The sequence below is a fragment of the Haloprofundus halophilus genome (genome assembly GCF_003439925.1).
GTDB lineage: Archaea > Halobacteriota > Halobacteria > Halobacteriales > Haloferacaceae > Haloprofundus > Haloprofundus halophilus.
This window is the reverse complement of the sequence record NZ_QQRR01000001.1, coordinates 888,389-908,450: the sequence shown is the minus strand read 5'-3', so window position 1 is coordinate 908,450 and position 20,062 is coordinate 888,389. Positions and strand designations below refer to the sequence as shown.

Genomic DNA, 20,062 nt, shown 5'->3' with positions numbered 1-20,062 from the left:
GTTTGCCGTTACCGCTCGCGAACCTGTCGTCCCAGCGCGTCGGCGGTCAGCAACGCGTCGCGGACCATCGCAGGGTCGACCGGGAACGGTTCGTTGTGGATTGTCTCGTCTTCGACGCAGGCGGCCTCGGCCACGCGGTCGAGGTCGTCGCGGCTCGGGTCTTCGAGGCCGATGTCCGCGAGCGTCACCGGGAGGCCGACCGCCTCCGAGAACTCGAAGATGTCGCGAACGAACGCGTCGTCCTTGCCCTCCAACACCAGTTGCGTCAGCGTCCCGACGTTCACCTTCTCGCCGTGGGTCGCGTCGTGGGTCGCCTCCAACTGCGTCAGGCCGTTGTGCACCGAGTGCGCCGCCGCGAGACCGCCGCTCTCGAAGCCCAACCCGCTCAGGAGCGTGTTCGCCTCCGTGACGGCTTCGACGCTCTCCGTGACCGCGTCGCGCTCGACGGCCTGCACCGCCGAGAGCGCGTGCTCGCGGAGCGTCTCGTAACAGAGTTCCGCGAGCGCGTGACCGCTGCGCGTCGGCCGCTCACCGAAGATAGTCGTCCCCGTCGACCGGTAGGTTGCGTCGGCTTCGAACCACGTCGCGAGCGCGTCGCCGACGCCGGAGGTGAAGAACCGAGTCGGGGCCGACGCGACGAGCGCGGTGTCGACGAGCACGAGTTCGGGGTGCGACGAGTAGAAGCGGTAGCGCTCGAACTCGCCGTGTTCGCTGTAGATGACCGAGAGGCTGCTCGTCGGCGCGTCCGTCGAGGCGACGGTCGGCATCGAGACGACGGGGATGGTCGCGTCCTCCTTGACGGCCTTCGCGGTGTCAAGCGTCTTTCCACCGCCCGCGCCGACGATGAAGTCGACTCCCTGCTCTTCGGCTTCGTCGGTGACGCGCTCGATCTCCGCGTCGGAGGCTTCGCCCTCGAAGGTGACGGTCGACAGCTCGATATCGGCCGATTCGAGGCTCGACCGGACCGTCTCTTCGACGATGTCGAGGACGATTTCGTCGGCGAGCAACAGTGCCGACTCACCGAACGCTGCGGTGTGCTCGCCGAGTTGGTCGGCGACGCCCGCTCCCTGTACGTAGCTGGCCGGGGATTTGAACACTCGTGCCATGAGTGAGGGGCCAACGGAACGTCGTAAACCAGTTCGCTCCGCGCGAAACGACGTTCCGATTCGGAAGTGGGTTCGGCTCAGAGCAGCCGCCGAAGCTTCCCGAGCGGCGGGAATCGCAGCGCCTCGTCCGCCGCTTCGTCGTAGACGAGCGGGCGGAGCGCCTCCGCGTCGGTGACGAGCGGCGATTGGAAATCGCGGGTCCGCATCCCGTTTATCTCGACGCCGGGCGCGAGACGGTTGAACGCCGGGAGCATCAGCACGTCGCCGCCGCGGTAGGTTCCGGGTCCGTAGAGGACACAGGGTCGGCGTCGCCCCTCGATGGTGATGGTCGGGTGGTCGTGGCCGACGACGTAGCAGTCGACGACCCCGTCGGGTTCCTCGTGGCCGTGGCAGACGAGCACTTCGCTCTCCTCGCCACCGCCGCCGCTGTCGTCTCCCGGCTTTCCGACGAGTCGATACTCGTCGTGAACCGGTCCGTCCCACACCGACGACAGCATCGTATCGTGGTTCCCGGCGACGAGGACGGGCCGAGCGCCGCGGTCGCGGCAGGCGGCGGTCAGTCCGTTCAGGCTCGTTTCGGTCGCCGCCGACGCGCGACCGAACGAGTGGAGCACGTCGCCCGCGAAGACGACTTCCGCGGGGGAGAACCGGTCGAGCGACGCGGCGAGTCTGTCTCGGAGGTCCGCGCGCTCGCCCAGCGGGACCTCCACGTCGGAGGCCTCGTCGCGCCCGACGTGGAGGTCGGCGACGACGAGCGTCCCGCTCGCCGGGAGGAAGACGGCGCGGTCGCCGACGACGAACTCGGACACGTGAGCGGGGAGGACCCCGGTCGCCAAATCGGTGCTGTTCTCCGCTCGACGGCGCCGCCGCGACGGTGACTTTTTCACGCCTCCGGTCTACCCTGGCGACATGAGCGACGCCCTGCGGGACAAACGCACGGCCACGCGATTTCGAATCCTCGCCGAAATCGCGGACCGGCAACCGGCGGTGAGCCAGGGCGAGATCGCCTCGGCGGTCGGCGTCACCAGCCAAGCCGTCTCCGAGTACATCCGCGAACTCGTCGACGAGGGACTCGTCGACAAGGAGGGTCGGTCGCGCTACCGCGTGACGAAGGAGGGCGTCGACTGGCTCTTTCGGGAGGCGAAATCGCTGCGACGCTACGCCGAACACGTGACCGAGGACGTCCTCGAGAGCGTCCAGGAAGACGCCGCCATCGCCACCGCCGACGTCGAAGCCGGCGACCCCGTCTCGCTGTCCATCCGCGGGGGGCTACTGCACGCGACGCCGGGCGACGAGGGGCCGGCGACGGGCGTCGCGACGACCGACGCCGGGGCGGGGACCGACGTGGGCGTCACCGGGTTCGAGGGCGTCATCGAGATGGACACCGGGAGCGTCACCGTCGTCCAGGTCCCGGCGGTTCGGACGGGCGGCAGTCGCGTCGTCGACGCGGACGCGCTCGCCGACCGCTGCGCCGACGCCGACATCGTCGTCGCCGCGGGCGTCGAAGCGACCGTCGCGCTCCGTTCGGCGGGCGTCGAACCCGCGGTCACCGTCGCCGCGGGCGAAGTCGCTGCCGGCGCTGCAGCGCGCGGACAGTCCGTTCTCGTCGTCGCCACGATGGACGCCGTCGGCCGTGTCACCGACGCACTCCGGGACGAGGACATCTCTCACGAGGTCACCGAACTCGCCAGCCGCTGAGCTCTTCACCGCGTTCACGCTTCGGCGTGGTCTTTCGCCGTCGTGTACGCCTCGCGGACGCGTTTGAACGCCACCTCGTCGCCGCCGTGGTCGGGGTGGGCGCGCTTGACCTGCGCGCGATACGCCGCCTTCACGTCGTCGGCACTGGCCGTCGCCGGGAGACCGAGACGCTCGAACGCCTCGGCGATGGGGTCGTCGAGGTCGGCCAGTTCGGGTTCGAGTTCCGGCACCTCGAATGGGAGTCGCCGACCCAGTTGCGCGCCGGGCATCTCGTGTTCGCAGAGCACGGCGTAGGTTCCGGCGCGTTCGATGCGGAAGTACGCCTGCGCGTCGAACGTGATGGCGACGTCCCGCGACGGGAGGTAGAACGCGACCGTCTGCCCGTGGACCGGGTGGTCCTCGGCGAACGGTTCGCCGATGGCGGCGAGATACTCTCGAATCTCGGCGCGTCGTCGAGTCGTTCCGTCGACTCTCTCGCTCTCGTCGACAGGGGCCGTCGGGAACAGTCGGCCCCCGACGACGAACACCCCGGCGGCGAACACCGACGCCACCGCTCCGAAGAAGAGACCGACGAGCAGCCACGGGGGAAACAGGGCGAGCCACTCCGAAAGCACAGTCGTGGTTGGACGCGAACGATTAAGAATCGCTCGCCCCGGAAGCTTTGTCGGCCGCGGTCGTAACGACACCGTGCCGATCATCCGATTCGAGGCCGCGGACGGCTCGGAGCGAACCCAAATCGGCGAGGGACTCACGCGTCCCGCCGTCGAGGCCGACCGACTGGAGACCGGTCGCGCGGACGGGAAGTACTTTCTCCGGCACGGAGACGGCTGTGCGGTCTGCGGCCGCGCTGTCGAGGCCGGTGAGCCGTTCTATCTCGACTCCGAGGCGGGAGCGGTGCTCTGCGACGAACACGGCCGGGAGCGACGCGGCGACTGAACGCGCCACGCGCCGCTGGTCGCGGGGGAGAAAGTCGGAAGAAACTCTCGGAGCTTAGAGCATCCCTTCGGCGCGCAGGCCTTCCATCACGTCGTCGACGAGGGTGTCGGCGTCTTCGTACGGGAAGTCCTGGTGGCTACCGAGTTTCGCCGCCATCTCCATCGCGGTGAAGCTCACGTCGCCCGCCTCGAAGCGCGTGCCCGGCCCGTTCGGGAGCGCGGGAACGAGGTCCATCTGGTTGCTGACCGGGTAGTCTGCGCCCTCGAAAGCTTCCTGTAGCTGTGCACGGAGTTCCGCTTCGGTAGATTCGTCTGCCATAGCTATCCATGGACGTATCCGGCGCAAAAACGTTCCGGAACCATGAAGAACGAGTTGTGAGTTGTTTTCCGGTACCGACCGCCGGGACCCGTGCGTTTTTCCCCCGGGTCGGCCACCACTCAGCATGGATTTCGACTTCGAACTTCTACAGGAACTCACGGAGACGAGCGGCGTCCCCGGGTACGAGGACCGAATCCGAGAACTCGTCCGCCGCGAACTCGAAGCGAGCACCGACCGCGTCACCTCCGACGCCATGGGGAACGTCGTCGGCACTATCGAGGGCGAGAGCGACTACAGCGTCGCCGTCGCGGCGCACATGGACGAGATCGGCTTCATGGTCCGACACATCACCGACGAGGGGTTCCTTCAGCTCGACCCCCTCGGCGGGTTCGACGCCCGCGTGCTCCGTGCCCAGCGCGTCACCGTCCACACCGAAGACGGCGACCTCCCGGGCGTCATCGGGTCCGTCCCTCCGCACACGCTCTCGGAGGAGCAGCGCGAGAAGAAGGACAGAGTCGAGGACGTCCACGTCGACCTCGGTCGCTCCGGCGACGACGTCCGCGAGCGCGTCTCCCGCGGCGACCTCGTGACGATGGACCAGACCACGGTCGAACTCGGCGACCACGTGACGGGGAAGGCGCTCGACGACCGAATCTGCGTGTTCGCGATGCTGGAGGCGGCCCGCCGCATCGAGAACCCCGAGGTGACGATTCACTTCGCGGCGACGGTCCAAGAGGAGGTCGGCCTCCGCGGCGCGACGGCTCTCGGCGGCGACCTCGACCCCGACCTGGCCGTCGCGCTCGACGTCACCGTCGCGAACGACGTGCCGGAGTTCGACGACGCCGACTACGTCACCGAACTCGGCGACGGGACGGCGATCAAACTCAAGGATTCGAGCGTCATTACGAACCCGAAGGTCCACCGTCGACTCCGGTCGGTGGCCGAGGACGAGGAGATCCCGTACCAGTTAGAGATTCTACCCGCGGGCGGGACGGACACCGCGGGCTTTCAGAACACCCGCGGCGCGAAGCCGGTCGGCGCGCTCTCGATACCGACGCGCTACCTCCACACGGTGACCGAGAGCGCCCACGTCGACGACGTGTCGGCGACCATCGACCTCCTGACGGCGTTCTTGGAGACCGAGACGGGCGAACACGACTACACGCTCTGAACGGGGCCGCTCGGCAGACGGTCGTTCTCTACGGATAGCCACCTCGACGGACGACCACCTCGACGAATAGCCGCCTCGACGGACCACCCGATGAGTACCGGTCGTTGGCGTACAGGCGGCCGCAGCGTCGTCTCCGCGGTCGGTCGGCCGCACACCCGCTGTGCCGAACCGCGGCGGTTCTCAGCGCACGGCCGCGATGGTCCCCTCACCGTATATGAACTTCCGCACGTCGGGCGGGTACGAACCAAAGTATTCACTACCGACCGTTTCTAACTCGCCACCATGAGTAAGGACGCTATCTCGCGGCGCACGTTCCTCCGGGCGACGGCCGGTGCGACCGCGACAGTGGCGGGGGCGACGACCGCGGCCGCCCAAGAGGGCAACGGTACGGCCGGAAACGAGTCCTCGGGCAACGAAACCGCAGGCAACGAGACGGCCGGCAACGAAACCGCAGGCAACGAGTCCGCCGGAAACGAGTCGTCGGGCAACGAGTCCGCGGGCGGGTCGGGCGGCGGTGGCGGCGGCACCGAGACCGTCACGGTCGGTGCCGGAAGCGACGGGCTCGCGTTCGACCCCGAGGAGCTCTCGATTCCCCCCGGAACGACGGTCGTCTTCGAGTGGGCCTCCGACGGCCACAACGTCGTCCCGAACGAGGGCGACTGGGGAGAGACCGAAATTTACGACGAGGGCCACACGTACGAGTACACGTTCGAGGAGGAAGCGACGTACGAGTACGTCTGCGAACCCCACGAGAGCGCCGGGATGGTCGGCACCATCGAAGTCTCCGAGGACGCGGGTAGCGGCGGCGGCGGTGGCGGCGGTGGTTCGAGCGTTCCCCAGGTCCCCGAGAGCGCGATGTCCATCGGCGTCGCGACGACGTTCTCGATGGTCGCGACGCTCGGTCTCGGCTACTTCTTCATCAAGTACGGCGGCGACTACGAGGAGTAGTCGACGTACCGCGGCGAAACCCGGCTTCCCCGGCTTCCCGGGCTTCGCGGGTTTCGGTACTCGGACTCAGAACAGCCCGTAGTTTGCGACGACGCGTTCGTAGCAGTCGACGTACCGGTCGAGCACGTTCTCGCAGTCGTACTCGCGGTACGCCTCGTCGTCCGTCCAGTGGTCGAACGCGCCGGCGGCGGCGATGCGCTCGGCTATCTCCTGGGGGCTGGTCGCCAGCGACCCCCGCTCGCGGCCTTCGACGAGTTCGTGCGCGCTCGACCCGACCTGATACTCCACGACGCTGACACAGCCGCAGGCGAGCGCCCACAGAAGGTTCCGCGCGAACGGTTCGCGCTCTGCAGTCTGGACGAACACGTGCGCGCCTTTGAGCACGGAGACGAGTTCGGCGTCCGAGAGTGCGCCGAGAAACGTCACCCGGTCGTCGATGCGGAGGTCGCGCGCCGTTCGCTCGGCGCGTTCTCGCTCGGGGCCGTCGCCGACGACGGCGGCCGACCAGTCCCTGTCCCGGAGCTCCGCCAGCGAGAGCAGAAACGACTCGACGTTGGCGTGCTCGTCGAGGTGTCGCGCGTAAACCAACTGCGCTCGCTCGTCGCTGTCGGCGTCGCGGACGAGCGACGTGTCGATGCACTCGGGGACGACTTCGATGTCGCTCTCGGACGCGCCGTGCTCTCTGACCCGCGTCTTCACCGTCTGCGACGGCGCGACGACCAGATCCGCGCGCTTGGCGGCGCGGCGGTACCCCGAGGGGGCGTAGTCGACGTCGTCCCACCAGTCGACGACGACGGGCGTCCGGAGGAACCGCCCGGCCGTCTTCGCGGCGGCGACCTGTCCGGGCGGCGTGTTCGTCGCGTGAATCACGTCCGCGCCCACCTTCCGGAGCGCGAACGGCAGTTTCGAGGCGAACCCGCGCGCAGCGGGTTCGTCGGTCACCCGTCGGTAGGTGATTCCCTCGTGTTCGAACTCGTGGACGTCGCCGCCCCACCACTTCGCGCAGAGCACGACCACCTCGTGGCCGCGCTCCGACAGATATCGTACGATTCGTCGCGTTCGCCGAGTTACCGGCGTCTCCTCGTGATGCGTCGTGAGCATCGAGACGAACGCGACACGCATACGAAGCGGAATGTCGGGCGGTGATAAAAATCCATGCCATTCGATTGATACGCCGCGGCGGAGACGGCTGGAACCGCCCTCAGCGGCGGTAGTAGCGCCGCAACGCCAACAGCGGAAGCGCGAGCGCCGCCATCAGCGGGAAGGCGTTCGCGGACGTGGTCACCGAACCGGCGAGCAGTTCGACTGTGGTCGTGTCGGTCTCCGTCGGCGCCTCCGTTTCCGTCTCGGTCGGCGTCTCGGTCTCCTCTTCCGTGGCTGTCTCTGTCGGAGTGTCCGTTTCCGTCTCGGTCGCCGTTTCTGTCGGAGTGTCCGTGGCAGTCTCGGTCGGTGTTTCGGTCGGCGTTTCGGTCGGTGTCTCCGTCGGCGTCGCGGTTGGCGTTTCGGTCGGTGTCTCCGTCGGCGTCGCGGTTGGCGTTTCGGTCGGTGTCGTGGTTGGCGTTTCGGTCGGCGTCTCAGTCGGCGTCTCGGTCGCCGGACACTCCGCTACCGCTATCTCGGCGGTGTCCGCGCCGTCGACCTGCAGTCGGTAACCGTCGCCGCGGACCGCCGAGAACACCACCGTCTCGCCGCCGAACGTCTCGTCTTCGACGACTCGCGTCTCGCCCGGTGCGAGTTCGACGGAGCGAACCACCTCGGAGTTGGAGAGTCGGTAGCTGACGGTCGCGTTCAACTCGTTGGGGTTGGTCACGGTCACGGCCTCGCAGTCGGCCGACGTCACCTCGATATCCTGCGGTTCCGGACACGGCGCGATTTCGACGTCCGCCTGCTCGACGCCGTTGACCGGGACGCGCGCGTCGATCTCGTCCGAGTACGCCGCGAACCGCGTGTCCGTCGGTTCGGCGCTCTCCACCGTGACCGACTCGTTCGGTCCGAGCTCGACGAACTGGTTCGGCGGCCCGTCGAGGTTCGGGACGACCGAGACGTTGACCGAGAACTCGTTCGGGTTCGTGATGGTGTACTGCTCGCAGGCCTCCGAGACGACGGTGACCGACTGAATCTCGGACGGGTCGGGCGGGCACGGCGTTATCTGCAGCGTCTCGAACTGCTGTCCGTTGACGAAGACGACCGCCCCGTTGTCGACCCGTTCGGCCGTCAGTTCGACCGAGACGTTCAGGTCCGGATTCGACGGCGAAAGTTCGCTGTCGTTGACGACGCGCGTCTCGTTCGGCGCGAGCGTGACGTTCCGGGTCGCCACCGACTCGTTCTCGACGACGACGTCGTAGGTCACGTTCACCGCGTACGGCTTCGAGTTTTCGAGGACGAACTCCCCGCAGTCGGCCGCCGTCGCGTTGATGTTCGGGTCACCGCCGCAGCGGATGCCGTCGAGGCTCGCGCTGGGACCGTCGTTCACCGGCACCTGCTCGGCGTCGCCGCCCTCGCGTTCGGCGCTGACGCGTATCGTCGACTGGTTGAAGGAGTCCGCACCGATAGCCGAGTCGTTGACGAGGCGCGTCTCTCCCGGTTCGAGGACGACGTACTCCGTCTCCGCGTCCGGAATGCCCTCGGTGTCGTAGACGACGGTGTAGCTCAGGTTCACCGCGAACTCGTTCGGGTTGGCGAATCTGAGCTGTTCGCAGTCGAGCGACTCCGCGGACACCGGCTGCGCCGCCGGCTCCGGCCGCTCGGTCGGCGCGTCGCGCGGGCCGTCCCCGTCGCTCGGACCGTCCTGCCGGTCGTCCCCGTCGCCGTCGCTCGGGCCACCGGGCCCGTCGGCCCCGTCGCCGTCGGAGGGCTCCGGTGGCTGCTCGACATCGCAGCGGCCCTGAATCAGGTACGCCGCGCCCGCACCCGGTTCGTCGTTATCGGCGTACGGCGCGCCGACGAGGATATCCTCCCTGTCGTCGCCGCTGAGGTCGCCCGCGTCCGAGACCGAGAAGCCCGCGCGGTCGTTCGGATTCGCGCCGCGGAACGTGGCGTTCGCGTCGGCGAGACTCTGCGGGCCGGCGAGCGCGTCGCCGCCGTAGACGAGATACGCGGCGCCGGCGTTCGAGCCGTCGGTGCCGTTGCGCGGCGCGCCGACGAGCACGTCATCGAACTCGTCGCAGTTCACGTCGCCGGAACCGGCGCCCGAGACGGACCATCCGGCCTGGTCGCCGGCGCCGACGCCGTACAGCGTCACGTTCGCGTCGCTCAGCGAGCGCGTCTCCGGTTCTGCGCCGTCACTGTCGTCACCGTCGTCGTCGTCGCCTCCCCCGTAGACGAGGTACGCGGCGCCGGCGTTCGACCCGTTCGTGTCGTTGCCGGGCGCGCCGACCAGCACGTCGTCGTACCCGTCGGCGTTCACGTCGCCCGCGTCGGAGACGGCGAAGCCGGCGTTGTCGCCTTCGCCCACGCCGCCGAGTTTCAGCGTCGCGTTCGAGAGCGAGCGCTCGCCCGCGTCGGCGTCGAGTGCGTCGGCGGCGTCGGTGACGACGTACGCCGCGCCGGCGTCGACAGCGCCGTCGCTGCTGTTGTTGCCGCGAGCGCCGACGAGGAAGTCGACTCGGCTGTCGTTGTCGAAGTCGCCCGCTGACGAGAGCGACCAGCCCGCGCGGTCGTTCGTCCCCTCGCCGACGTAGGTGGCGTTCGCGTTCGTGGCGTTCTCGAACGCGTCCGCCGCGAGCGCGGTGGCGTCGAACGCGTACGCTGCACCCGCGTCGGTCCCGGTACTGTCGTTGTACGGCGCGCCGACGAGCAGGGTCGTCGCGTTCGTCGCGTCGGCGAACTCGTCGCTCCCGTTGCCGAGGACCGCGAGCGAGCGACCGAACTCGTCGCCGGTCGCCGGGCCCGTGACGGTGCTGTTCGCGTCGGCCAGCGAGACGACGCCCGAGCGGTCCTCGGAGCCGAACAGGACGTAGACCGCCCCGGTACCGCCGTCGACGCCCGGCGCGCCGACGACCACGTCGCTCAGCCCGTCGCCGTTCACGTCGCCCGCGGTAACGCTCGACCCGGCGAGGTCGCCGCCTTCGCTCCCGACGAAGGTGGCGTTCGCCTCCGAGACGTTCAGTCGCTCGGCGTCGACGGGGCCGTAGAAGAGGTACACCGCGCCGGCGTCGGGGCCGACGTTCGGCGTCCCATTCGTCGCGTTCCCTCGGTCGGCGCGCGGCGCGCTGACGAGCACGTCTCCTTCGCCGTCGCCGTTCACGTCGCCCGCGGGCACGACGCGCCACCCGGCGCGGTCGGTGGCGTTCTGTCCGACGATGCTGGTGTTCGCCGCCGAGAGATTCCGGTCTCCCTCGACGGTTCCGCCGAACGGGTCGTCCGTTTGCTGTGTCTGTGCCTGTGTCGTCTCGACCGCCGCTTCGTCCGGTTGTGCCCCGAGCGCGGCGAGGGGGCCGACGCCCGCGAAAACCGTGCCGGCGAGGAGTGCGAGGACGACCGCACCGACGACGTACCTCGACGCCCGCCGTTGTCGGGATGTGAGCATAGGTGGTGGACGATAATCCGGGAGATTGTTATTCGTTAACAACACACAGGAAACCGCGGCATAGTCCCGATAGCAGTCCCGAGAGTTTCGAGGCGGCGACGTTCGGCGCCGCGAGAGACTCGCGTACGGAGCCGCGTTAGACTGGCGGACCCCGTCGGATTATCGGCGCTCGCCCGGAAATTTTCCGTTACGGTTCCGCGAGGCGAATCGTTTTGGTACGGGCGAGACACACCGAGATATGGAAACGTACGACATCGAGCGGTATCTCAACGTCCGTAGCGCCGGGGGCGCGTCGTTCGGTCCCGGCGGGGTTTTCGACGAGCACGAAGCGCGCATCGCCTTCCTCGTGGACACGACCGGAACCCCCCAAGTGTGGAGCGTCGGCGCACCCGGCGAGTGGCCCGAACAGCACACGTTCTACGACGAACGCGTCACGTTCGTCTCGTGGTCACCCGAGCGCCCCGAACTCGTCTTCGGGATGGACGAGGGCGGCAACGAGCGCCAACAGCTCCACCTGCTCGACGTCGCCAGCGGCCGTATCACGGACCTCACCGCGACGCCCGAAGCCAAACACCGCTGGGGCGGGTGGAGCCACGACGGCGAGCGGTTCGCGTTCACCTCGAACCGCCGCGACGAGTCCGTCTTCGACGTCTACGTCCAGGGCCGCGAGGAGACCGGCGACGACGCGACGCTCGTCCACGAGGGTAGCGGCTGGCTCAACGTCGGCGGGTGGTCGCCCGACGACGACCGACTCGTCGTCCACGAGGCGTACTCGAACTTCGACATGGACGTCTCCGTGTTGGACCTCGAGACCGGCGACCTCGAACACGTGACGCCGCACGAGGGGAACGTCCGCTACCAGAGCGTCGAGTGGTCGCCGGACGGAGAGAGCCTCTACCTCGTCACCGACCGCGACAGCGACACGCTCGACCTGGCCCGGTTGGACCTCGAAACCCGCGAGTTCACCACCGTCGAACGCGACGAGGAGTGGAACATCGACGGCGTCGCTATCGACGACGAGACGGGACGAATCGTCTACTCGCGCAACGTCGACGGCTATACCGAGCTGTCGGTCGGCACCTTGGACGGCCCGGATAGCATCGACCCGCTGCCGGACCCGGACCTGCCGAAGGGCGTCGCCGGCGGCGTGAGTTTCGGCCCCGACGCCGAGCGGTTCGCCGTCACGGCGACGCGGAGCACCGACAACACGAACGTCCACGTCGTCGACGTGGAGACCGGAGAGACCGAGCGGTGGACCCGCGCGTCGACGGCGGGCATCCCCCGCGACACGTTCGTCGAACCCGAACTCGTCCACTACCCGACGTTCGACGGCCGCGACATCCCGGCGTTCTTCTCGCTGCCCGAACGCGCCGGCGACGAGTCGAAGACGCCCGTCGTCGTCGATATCCACGGCGGCCCCGAAGCGCAGCGCCGCCCCTCGTTCAACGGCGTCAAACAGTTCCTGCTGAACCACGGCTACGCCGTCTTCGAGTCGAACGTCCGCGGGTCGGCGGGCTACGGGAAGGCGTACGGCCACCTCGACGACGTGGAGAAGCGGATGGACTCGGTGAAGGATATCAAAGCGGCCGTCGAGTGGCTCCACGACCACCCCTCCGTCGACCCCGACCGAATCGTCGCCATGGGCGGCTCCTACGGCGGGTTCATGGTGCTGTCGTCGGTGACCGAGTACCCCGAGCTGTGGGCCGCCGCCGTCGACATCGTGGGTATCGCCAACTTCGTCACGTTCCTCGAGAACACCGGCGAGTGGCGGCGCGAACTCCGCGAGGCCGAGTACGGCAGCCTCGAAGAGGACAGGGAGTTCCTCGAATCCATCTCGCCCATCCACAGCATCGACCGAATCCAGTGTCCGCTGTTCGTCCTCCACGGCGAGAACGACCCGCGGGTGCCCGTCGGCGAAGCCCACCAGATAGTCGAGCGGGCGCGCGAGCGGGGCGTCCCGGTGCGCGAACTCGTCTTCGACGACGAGGGCCACGGCTTCTCGAAGCTCGAAAACCGAAAGACCGCGTACGCGTCCATCGTGGAGTTCCTCGACGAACACGTCGGCAAGCCAGGTGAGCCAGGGAAGCCAAACGAGTCGACCTGAGCGCCCCGAATCGGCCTCGAACTTATCCTCCACCCCGTCGTTCTCTCACACGAGACGATTCGAGATGGTCGCAGCCGAGGAACTGTTCGTCCGCCTCGTCGGGACGAACCCCGTCGTACAGGGGTTCGCCGGCGGCGTCGTCATCGCCGTGCTCAACACGCTGGGGGCGCTCGTCGTGCTCGTCTGGCGCAACCCGAGCGAGCGCGCGCTCGACGGCGCGCTCGGCTTCGCCGCGGGCGTGATGCTCTCGGCGAGCTTCACGAGTCTCATCCTCCCCGGCATCGCCATCGGCGGAATTCTGCCGGTCGTCGTCGGCATCCTCGCCGGCGTCGCCGTCCTCGATAGGGCCGACGACTGGGTGCCGCACGTCCACGTCGTCATCACCGGCCGCGTCCGCGAGGACCCCGGCCGCGGGAACCCGCGGACGGCCTCCGTCCTGCTGTTCATCGTCGCCATCACGCTGCACAACATGCCGGAGGGCCTCGCCGTGGGCGTCTCGTTCGGCTCCGAGAACCTCGGCAACGCGCTCGCGCTGACGCTCGCCATCGGCCTGCAGAACATCCCCGAAGGGTTGGCCGTCTCCGTCGCCGCGCTGAACGCCGGACTCGGCCGGTACTTCTACGCGGCGCTGGCGGGCGTCCGCGCCGGACTGGTCGAGATTCCGCTCGCCGTCTTCGGCGCGTGGGCGGTCGGCATCGCGGAGCCGATTCTCCCGTACGCGATGGGCTTCGCCGCGGGTGGGATGCTGTTCGTCATCAGCGACGAGATCGTCCCGGAGACCCACGCCCGCGGACACGAGCGAATAGCGACGCTCGGAACGATGCTCGGCGTGGTGGTGATGCTGTATCTGGACGTGACGCTCGGGTGAGTCGGCGTGCGGGCACGAACGTCCGGAGATGCAAACGCCAGAGATGCGAACGTCCGTGATACGAACGTCCGTGATACGAACGCCAGAGATGCGAACGTCCGGTGATGCGAACTGCTACGAAACGTCGAAAAACGACTATCGGCGGTTCCGCCTCGTCACTCCGTCTCCACGACGACCGTCTTCGCGAGCATGTCGCCGACGCGCTGGGCGTCGTCGGTGAAGTAGATGAGCGCGATGCCCAGCAGGTAGAAGAACGGGAGGCTGTCGACGACCCGGAGCAGATTTCTGACGAACGAACCGACGAAGCCGACATCGCTGCCGTCTTTGTTGACGACGACGATGTTCGAGTACTTCTTCCCGTACGTCTGCCCGTAGGCGGCCTCCATGTAGACGAAGTAGAACGGTGGGAGGAGCAACGCGCCGACCATCACGAGTACGAGGATGTCCATACTGATCGCCGCGCCGACGCCGGCGAACGCACCGGCGATGACCGCCAGCAGAACGACGTCGATGACGAACGCCTCCAGCCGTGGTCCGAACGTTTTCTTCTGCGTTCCGAGTTGTGCTATCGGTCTTTTCATCTGTGAGAAAGACTGTATCTATATTTTATATAAGTGTGGTGATGTCGTCACCGGGGAACGCGGCGTAGTTTGTCCGGATTATCCGTTAGAGTCAAAGCGACGGATGGCGAATTTCGCCCCATGAGCGCAGACGCAGACCAGAGAGCGGTTCGGTGTCTCGTGGCGAAGGTCGGACTCGACGGTCACGACCGCGGGGCCCACGTCATCGCCCGCGCCTTCCGCGACGCCGGATTCGAGGTCATCTACTCGGGACTCCACCGCGCGCCGGACGAGATCGTCCAGGCCGCGGTGCAGGAGGACGTCGACGTTCTCGGCATCTCCATCCTCTCGGGGGCGCACAACACGCTCGTCCCGAAAGTCATCGAGGGCCTGAAGGAGTACGGCGCGTTCGAGGACACGCTCATCCTCGTCGGCGGCATCGTCCCCGACGACGACAAAGAAGAGCTGAAAGCGATGGGCGTCGCCGAGGTGTTCGGCCCGGGGACGCCGATGGCCGACACCATCGAGTTCGTCAGACAGAACGCGCCCGACCGCGCATGAGTCGAGCGGAAGAAGTCGACCTCGTCGAGCGCCTGCTCGGCGGCGACCACCGCGCGCTCGCGCGGACCATCACGAAGATAGAGAACCGCTCGTCGGGCTACAGAGAACTCGTTTCGGCGCTGCACGAACACACCGGCGACGCCGAGGTCGTCGGCGTCACCGGTAGTCCCGGTGCCGGAAAATCGACGCTCGTCGACAAACTCGCCAAGAGCTACCGCGACCGCGGCGAGACCGTCGGCGTCATCGCCGTCGACCCCTCCTCGCCGTACACCGGCGGCTCAGTCCTCGGCGACCGAATCCGGATGGCGTCGAACGTCGGCGACATGGACGTGTTCTTCCGGTCGATGAGCGCCCGCGGCACCCTCGGCGGCCTCTCGACCGCGACGGGTGACGCCGTCAAAGCCCTCGACGCGTTCGGCAAGGACAAGATCATCATCGAAACCGTGGGGGCGGGGCAGAACGAAATCGACGTCGTCCGGACCGCCGACACCGTCGTCGTCCTCGTCCAACCGGGCAGCGGCGACGACGTACAGATGCTCAAAGCCGGAATTCTCGAGATCGGCGACGTGTTCGTCGTCAACAAAGCCGACATGAGCGGGGCCTCCAAGACGGTCGCCGACCTCGAAGAGATGATCCACCTCCAGGGCGACCCGACCACCAACCTCGACCTGGGCCACCACGGCGCGGGCGGCGGGTTCGAGAAACCCGAGGTCGCCGACAGTCCCGACGAGAGCGAGAAGAACGGCGAGAGAGGCGACGGCGAGGAGGGGTGGACCGCGGACGTGGTCGAGACCGTCGCCACCTCCGGCGACGGCGTCGACGAGCTCATCGAGACGCTCTCGGAGCACCGCGCGTACCTCGAACGCTCGGGGCGTCTCACCGAGAAAGCGCGGACGCGCTACGCCGAGGAGATTCGGACGCTCCTCCGCGAGGACACCGGCGAACTGTTGGAAGACGAGATCGACCGCCGCGGCGGCATGGAGTCGTTCGTCGACGCCGTCGTCGCCCGCGAGACCGACCCCTACACCGTCGCCGACGAGTTGGTCGAACCGCTGCGAGAGTGTCTCGAACGCGACGGCTGAGTTCGACTCGCCCCGGAACTCTCCACGTGAGTCGGGCGTAGCTATCAAGTCTCTCGCCCCCGTCGCTCCCGTATGAAACTCCGACGAGCCGTCGGCGGCGCTGCGCTCGGCATCGGCGCGGTCGCGGCCGCGAACCGGATGCTCACGCAGGGCGCGGGCGAACTCGAACCGGCGCTCATCGGCGAGCAGCGGACGTATCGCTGGCGCGGGATGAACGTCGCTTACACCGAGGCGGGCGACCCCGACGACCCGGACCTCGTGCTCTTACACGGCATCAACGCCGCCGGGTCGAGCGGCGAGTTCCGCGAGATTTTCACCGAACTCGCCTCGGAGTACCACGTCGTCGCGCCCGACCTCCCCGGATTCGGCCGGTCGGACCGCCCGCCGCTTCGCTACTCGGCGGCGCTGTACGAGGACTTCGTCGCGGAGTTCCTCGCGGAGTTCGACGAACCCGCCGTACTCGCGTCGTCGCTGACGGCGTCGTACGCCGCCGCCGCGGCCCGCGACGCCGACGTGTCGCAGTTGATTCTCGTCTGTCCGACGACGAAAGCCGGCCCCGAACCGAAGCAGGCGCTTCGCGAACTGTTCCGCGCGCCGCTTCTCGGCACGGCGGCGTACAACACCATCACCTCGCGTCGCGCGTTGCGCTACTTCAGCGCCGACCACGGCTACTACGACACCTCGAACCTCTCCGACGAGTGGGTCGACTACCAGTGGCGGACGACCCACCAGAAGAACGCCCGCTTCGCGCCCGCCTCGTTCGTCAGCGGCTACCTCAACTCCGACATCGACCTCGGCGGGACGCTTTCGGAGTTCGACGTGCCCGTGACACTCGTCTGGGGCCGCGAAGCGGACGTGACGCCGCTGTCGGACGGCCGGGCGCTCGCCGACGAGGCCGACGCGCGCCTGGTCGTCTTCGACGACGCGATGCTGTTGCCGCACGTCGAACACCTCGAGTCGTTCCTCCGGACCGTTCGAGAAGAACTCGCGGAGGCGGCGTAACCGCCGAGGGAACGTCGAGCGGAGAGAACGCGAAGCAGACTGTGCTAAACCGAACCGAGCCGGACTGAACCGAACCGAGCCGGACTAAACCAAACCGAGCCGGACCAAACCGAGCCAGACCGAAGCGTCTCGGGTCGTTCGACTCGCTTCGAGTCGAATCACGTCGACTACCTCTCGTTTTCATCTGTCGGAGAGCGACGCGGGGCGACGGCTCACATACGAGACGCGCTACGTGACCTTCACAGTCCGCCTACCGTCCGATACACCGGAAACTGACCGCAGTTACTTGTAGCGTAGCATTCATTATTCTCCTCGATGAGACGAGACGCTCGGTCAGTGGTAGTAGTGGTCCTCGTGGCCGCCGTAGTTCTGGGGGTCCTGCCCGGCGTCGCCACGGCGGTGACCCGCTCGGGCGATACGGTCGTCGTCGCCGAGGACGAGACAGTCGACGAACTCGACGCGTTCGGCGGGTCGGTCGTCGTACACGGGACGGTAAACGGGGACGTGTCCGCGTTCGCCGGTGACGTGTACGTCGCCGAGACGGGTCGCGTCGGCGGCAACGTCGCCGGCGCGGCGGGGAGCGTTCGTATCGCCGGGGTCGTCGACGGCGACGTTGCCGGTGCCTCGGGCAGTCTCACACTCGAAGAGGGCTCGACCGTCGGCGGCGACGTCGCCGCGGGGACCGGAAGCCTCACCGTCGCCGAGGGCGCGACGGTCGGCGGCGACCTCAGCGCTGGTGCACAGACCGCCAGTATCGACGGAACCGTCGAGGGCGACGCCGAAATCGGCGCGGACGAAATTCGCCTCGGACCGTCGGCCGTCATCGAAGGGGACCTCACGTACGACGGGACGCTCCAGCGCGCCGACGGGGCCGTCGTCGGCGGGACAGTCGAGCGCGACGACGACCTCGTGACCGCCGCACCGGCGGGAACCGACGGGCCGCTCGTGCCCGGTTGGGCGTCAGTCGTCTACGGCCTCTTGATGAACCTGCTGTTGGGGGCGGTTCTGCTGTTCGTCTTCCCGTCGTTCTCCCAGCGCGTGGTTCTGGAGGCCGCGCGGAGCCCCGGTCTGTCGGGCGGTGTCGGCGTCCTCTCGCTCGTCGTCGTGCCGCTCGTGTTGCTGCTGCTCGTCGTGACGCTCGTCGGCATCCCCCTCGCACTGATCGGGTCAGTGCTGTTCGGACTGCTCGTCTGGGTCGGCGGCGTGTACGGCCGGTTCGCCGTCGGTGCCGTGATTCTCGCCTACACCGACAGGGAGGGCGAGTGGGCGGCACTCGTCGTCGGCATCGTCGCCGTCGCGCTCGTCGTCCAGATTCCGTTCCTCGGGTGGGTGGTGAATCTCGCGGTCGGACTCGTCGGTCTCGGCGCGCTGCTGCTCGCGTTCACGTCGGGGTATCGGCGTCGCCGGGCCGAACGCACCGCTACACCGGATGTCGGTGCTGTGTCGTAGGCGCGAGAGACTGTGTCGTAGGCGCGAGAGAACGAGTCGCGGGGGGTAGCGTCGACGGGCCGGCCGCTGGCGACCTACCGCCGTCGGAACACGACGACGGGGTCACCGGTCGTCTCGTGTTCTTCGACGGTGACGCCGACGGCCGTCCCGACCTCCAGGTCGTCGAACTCGACGCCGCGGACGACGCCCGTGAGTCGCACCGGACCGAAGTCGACGACGGCCGTCGCGTACGGGGTATCGCCCTGAAACGACGGCGCGGCGACGTGGACGACGCTGTACGTCTCGACAGTCCCCGATTCGGGGAGCGGTTCCTCTCCCAACTCCAGCGCGCCGCAGTGCGGACAGGTGCGCCGCGGCGGCAGCGACCCGTGACCCTCCGGACACTCGAGGTAGTACCCCTCGCCCGCTTCGACGGCGGCTATCCACTCGTCGTAGCCGGAGTCGGCCATCAGTTCACCACCTCCAGCACGTGGACGACGGCGCTGGCGACGGTACCGCCCGCGTTGTGCGTCAGACCGACCTCGGCGTCGGCGACGACGTCGCTGTTGGGGTGGTCGCCGCGGAGCAGTCGCGTCATCTCGACGAGTTGGCTGCCGCCCGTCGCGCCGACCGGGTGGCCTTTCGCCTTCAGCCCGCCGGAGAGGTTGACGGGTCTGTCGCCGTCTCGGGTGGTCTCGCCGCGGCGGGCCGCGCCGATGGCCTCGCCGGGGTCGTAGAAGCCGAGCGATTCGAGCGCGAGCACCTCGGCGATGGTGAAGCAGTCGTGGACCTCCGCGACCTCGATATCCTCGGGGCGCCGACCGGAGTCGGCGTACGCCTCCTCGGCGGCTTTCGTCGCGGCGGGGGTCTGCGCGAGGTGTTCGCGGTCCTGCAACGCCATCTTGTCGCCGCCCTGTCCGGTGCCGGTGATTTCGACGGGCGCGTCGACGTCGTGTTCCTCGGCGTACTCGTCGCTGACGAGGACGAGCGCGCTCGCCCCGTCCGTGATGGGACAGGCGTCGAACAGGTGCAGCGGTTCGGCGACCGGCGGGCTGTCGAGCGCCTCCTCGACCGACACCTCGCGCTGGTACTGGGCGAACTCGTTGTTCACGGCGTTGTGGTGGTTCTTCGCGGCGATGTGCGCGAGGTCCTCGCGTTCGCCGCCGAACTTCGAGAAGTACGCCTGCGCCATCAGCGCGTACGCGCCGGGGAAGGTGATGCCCGCGCGAACCTCGTACAGTTCGTCCGCGGCGATAGCGAGCGACTCGGTCACTTCCGCGGTTTCGAGGTTCGTCATCCGCTCCATGCCGCCGACGAGGACGACGTCGCTCTCGCCGTTTCGGACGTCTTTTATCGCCTGCCGGGCGGCGACGCCCGCCGAGGCGCACGCCTGCTCGTAGCGGGTCGCCGGACAGGAGAGCCCCGCCGCCTCGGCGACGAGCGGTCCCTGGTGGGCCTGGTGCTCCGCGAGCGCCCCCATGAAGTTTCCGTAGTGGAGGGCTTCGATGTCCTGACGGGGAACGCCCGCGTCCGCTCGGGCGGCGAATGCGGCCTCCGCGAACAGGTCCCGACCGGTTCGGTCGGGGTGGCGGCCGAACTGCGTGAGACCGACACCGGCGACTCGTACGGAAGTCATGCACGAACGTAGATGATGTTCCGGTAAAGACCTGCCGAATCCGGCGTCTGCGTTCGGTTTTGCGTACGAAAGTAGTGAACACCGAGCCGACAGAAACCGGGGGAAAACGGCGAAAA

Annotated in this window: 20 protein-coding genes; 10 read left to right on the top strand and 10 right to left on the bottom strand. The window is 68.1% G+C overall.

The annotated features are described in order from the left end of the window. Positions 1 to 8: 8 nt before the first annotated feature. Together DV709_RS04565 and DV709_RS04560 are read right to left on the bottom strand one after the other, a co-directional pair. Positions 9 to 1,106, bottom strand: a complete 1,098-nt coding sequence (locus DV709_RS04565) for a glycerol dehydrogenase (RefSeq protein ID WP_117592121.1) — start codon at positions 1,104 to 1,106, stop codon at positions 9 to 11. 77 nt (positions 1,107 to 1,183) lie between these two features. After that, positions 1,184 to 1,915, bottom strand: a complete 732-nt coding sequence (locus DV709_RS04560) for a metallophosphoesterase (RefSeq protein ID WP_117592119.1) — start codon at positions 1,913 to 1,915, stop codon at positions 1,184 to 1,186. A 100-nt stretch (positions 1,916 to 2,015) separates the two neighbouring features. Here DV709_RS04560 and DV709_RS04555 point away from each other — a divergent pair, with 100 nt between their 5' ends. Next, a complete protein-coding gene (locus tag DV709_RS04555; RefSeq protein WP_117592118.1) occupies positions 2,016 to 2,804 on the top strand; it encodes a DUF7839 domain-containing protein in 789 nt (262 codons plus the stop codon). Positions 2,805 to 2,818: 14 nt separating this feature from the next. Here the strand turns inward: DV709_RS04555 and DV709_RS04550 are convergent, their stop codons facing one another. After that, positions 2,819 to 3,418: a J domain-containing protein gene (locus DV709_RS04550; RefSeq protein ID WP_117592116.1), complete on the bottom strand. Its 600-nt coding sequence runs from the start codon at positions 3,416 to 3,418 to the stop codon at positions 2,819 to 2,821. Between the two features lie 73 nt (positions 3,419 to 3,491). Here DV709_RS04550 and DV709_RS04545 point away from each other — a divergent pair, with 73 nt between their 5' ends. Then, positions 3,492 to 3,740 (top strand): hypothetical protein, encoded by a 249-nt coding sequence (locus DV709_RS04545; RefSeq protein ID WP_117592115.1) that lies wholly within the window; start codon positions 3,492 to 3,494, stop codon positions 3,738 to 3,740. 54 nt (positions 3,741 to 3,794) lie between these two features. On the opposite strand, the gene DV709_RS04540 is transcribed toward DV709_RS04545, so the two are convergent. After that, a complete protein-coding gene (locus tag DV709_RS04540) occupies positions 3,795 to 4,058 on the bottom strand; it encodes an MTH865 family protein (protein WP_117592113.1) in 264 nt (87 codons plus the stop codon). A gap of 124 nt (positions 4,059 to 4,182) precedes the next feature. Between DV709_RS04540 and DV709_RS04535 the strand changes: the two genes are divergently transcribed. Continuing rightward, entirely contained in the window at positions 4,183 to 5,229 is a 1,047-nt protein-coding gene (locus DV709_RS04535) for a M42 family metallopeptidase (protein ID WP_117592111.1), read from the top strand. 282 nt (positions 5,230 to 5,511) lie between these two features. Continuing rightward, positions 5,512 to 6,177: a plastocyanin/azurin family copper-binding protein gene (locus DV709_RS04530; protein ID WP_117592109.1), complete on the top strand. Its 666-nt coding sequence runs from the start codon at positions 5,512 to 5,514 to the stop codon at positions 6,175 to 6,177. 66 nt (positions 6,178 to 6,243) lie between these two features. On the opposite strand, the gene DV709_RS04525 is transcribed toward DV709_RS04530, so the two are convergent. Together DV709_RS04525 and DV709_RS04520 are read right to left on the bottom strand one after the other, a co-directional pair. Continuing rightward, a complete protein-coding gene (locus tag DV709_RS04525; RefSeq protein ID WP_117592108.1) occupies positions 6,244 to 7,299 on the bottom strand; it encodes a glycosyltransferase in 1,056 nt (351 codons plus the stop codon). A 79-nt stretch (positions 7,300 to 7,378) separates the two neighbouring features. After that, positions 7,379 to 10,705, bottom strand: coding sequence for an FG-GAP repeat protein (locus DV709_RS04520; protein ID WP_117592106.1), 3,327 nt, complete (start codon positions 10,703 to 10,705; stop codon positions 7,379 to 7,381). A 238-nt stretch (positions 10,706 to 10,943) separates the two neighbouring features. Here DV709_RS04520 and DV709_RS04515 point away from each other — a divergent pair, with 238 nt between their 5' ends. Beyond that, positions 10,944 to 12,809 carry a S9 family peptidase gene (locus tag DV709_RS04515; protein ID WP_117592104.1) on the top strand — a complete coding sequence of 622 codons (1,866 nt, stop codon included), beginning with the start codon at positions 10,944 to 10,946 and terminating at the stop codon, positions 12,807 to 12,809. Between the two features lie 64 nt (positions 12,810 to 12,873). Next, positions 12,874 to 13,677, top strand: a complete 804-nt coding sequence (locus tag DV709_RS04510; RefSeq protein WP_117592102.1) for a ZIP family metal transporter — start codon at positions 12,874 to 12,876, stop codon at positions 13,675 to 13,677. Positions 13,678 to 13,832: 155 nt separating this feature from the next. On the opposite strand, the gene DV709_RS04505 is transcribed toward DV709_RS04510, so the two are convergent. Continuing rightward, on the bottom strand, positions 13,833 to 14,258 hold the full coding sequence (locus DV709_RS04505; protein ID WP_117592101.1) for an RDD family protein: 426 nt from the start codon (positions 14,256 to 14,258) through the stop codon (positions 13,833 to 13,835). 120 nt (positions 14,259 to 14,378) lie between these two features. Here DV709_RS04505 and DV709_RS04500 point away from each other — a divergent pair, with 120 nt between their 5' ends. The 3 genes from DV709_RS04500 to DV709_RS04490 all read left to right on the top strand — a co-directional run bounded on the left by DV709_RS04500 (position 14,379) and on the right by DV709_RS04490 (position 16,882). Further along, entirely contained in the window at positions 14,379 to 14,798 is a 420-nt protein-coding gene (locus DV709_RS04500; RefSeq protein ID WP_117592099.1) for a cobalamin B12-binding domain-containing protein, read from the top strand. After that, complete coding sequence (gene meaB, locus DV709_RS04495) at positions 14,795 to 15,880, top strand: methylmalonyl Co-A mutase-associated GTPase MeaB (protein WP_117592097.1); 1,086 nt, start codon at positions 14,795 to 14,797, stop codon at positions 15,878 to 15,880. Before DV709_RS04500 ends, meaB begins: the two co-directional genes overlap by 4 nt. A gap of 72 nt (positions 15,881 to 15,952) precedes the next feature. After that, complete coding sequence (locus tag DV709_RS04490) at positions 15,953 to 16,882, top strand: alpha/beta fold hydrolase (RefSeq protein ID WP_117592096.1); 930 nt, start codon at positions 15,953 to 15,955, stop codon at positions 16,880 to 16,882. 333 nt (positions 16,883 to 17,215) lie between these two features. On the opposite strand, the gene DV709_RS17975 is transcribed toward DV709_RS04490, so the two are convergent. Beyond that, positions 17,216 to 17,368, bottom strand: a complete 153-nt coding sequence (locus tag DV709_RS17975) for a hypothetical protein (RefSeq protein WP_198665648.1) — start codon at positions 17,366 to 17,368, stop codon at positions 17,216 to 17,218. A gap of 18 nt (positions 17,369 to 17,386) precedes the next feature. On the opposite strand from DV709_RS17975, the gene DV709_RS04485 reads away from it, so the two are divergent. Beyond that, positions 17,387 to 18,331 (top strand): bactofilin family protein, encoded by a 945-nt coding sequence (locus DV709_RS04485; RefSeq protein WP_198665647.1) that lies wholly within the window; start codon positions 17,387 to 17,389, stop codon positions 18,329 to 18,331. A 74-nt stretch (positions 18,332 to 18,405) separates the two neighbouring features. On the opposite strand, the gene DV709_RS04480 is transcribed toward DV709_RS04485, so the two are convergent. Together DV709_RS04480 and DV709_RS04475 are read right to left on the bottom strand one after the other, a co-directional pair. Beyond that, a complete protein-coding gene (locus tag DV709_RS04480; protein WP_117592092.1) occupies positions 18,406 to 18,780 on the bottom strand; it encodes a Zn-ribbon domain-containing OB-fold protein in 375 nt (124 codons plus the stop codon). Then, positions 18,780 to 19,946, bottom strand: a complete 1,167-nt coding sequence (locus DV709_RS04475; RefSeq protein WP_117592091.1) for a thiolase domain-containing protein — start codon at positions 19,944 to 19,946, stop codon at positions 18,780 to 18,782. The genes DV709_RS04480 and DV709_RS04475 overlap by 1 nt, the downstream gene beginning before the upstream one ends. Between the last annotated feature and the right edge of the window lie 116 nt (positions 19,947 to 20,062).